Origin of the sequence: Kitasatospora nipponensis, assembly GCF_039528135.1 — a bacterium.
Lineage (GTDB): Bacteria > Actinomycetota > Actinomycetes > Streptomycetales > Streptomycetaceae > Kitasatospora > Kitasatospora nipponensis.
This window is the reverse complement of record NZ_BAAALF010000713.1, coordinates 1-705: the sequence shown is the minus strand read 5'-3', so window position 1 is coordinate 705 and position 705 is coordinate 1. Positions and strand designations below refer to the sequence as shown.

The 705-nt window shown below is 70.6% G+C and carries 1 pseudogene; it reads left to right on the top strand.

Annotated elements, in window-relative coordinates:
• Positions 1–705, top strand: a pseudogene (locus ABD323_RS42875) (hypothetical protein); the annotation flags it as partial.

The window sequence follows — 705 nt, the reverse complement described above, 5'->3', positions numbered from 1 at the left end:
GTTCACCTTCGTCAAGGAGACCGAGGGCAAGAACAAGGGCCAGTGGCGGATCGACCAGCTGCCGGACGGTCTGATCATCGATCAGACCAAGTTCAAGAACGGCTACCGCGCCGTGCACCTCTACTACCCGTCCGCCGAGGACCCGTGGACCGACCGGCAGAACCCGGTCCTGGTGCCGGACCCGGTCTACCTGCGGGGCCGAATAGACCCGTTCACCTCCGCCGCCAAGGCGCTGGTCGAGGGTCCGTCCGGCTGGCTGGGCAAGGTGGTCGACCCGGTCTTCGACAAGACCACCAGGATCCGGGACACCGTCACGGTGAACGAGAGCGGTGTCGCCACCGTGCGGATCACCGTGCCGGACTTCGGCGGCATCCAGCCGCGCTGCCAGCAGATGGCCGCCCAGCTCTTCCACACCCTCTCCGGCCTGCAGGGCAAGTCCCAGCTGGTGCGGCTGGAGCTGCTCGGTGACCGGGGCGGCTGCCAGACCGACGCGGGTCGCACCGCGCAGATCGCGCCCGGCGCGCTGGCCGGCGGGACGGCCGGCACCCGGCAGTACTACCTGATGGGCAACGGGCAGCTGGCCCAGACCTCGGACGACTCGGCCAACAGCGTGCCGATGACCGGCGACCTCGGGCAGGAGAAGACGCCGCGGCCCGCCGAGTTCGCGGGCCGCTCGGGACCGGGCGACGCTGGCGTAGTGGCGGG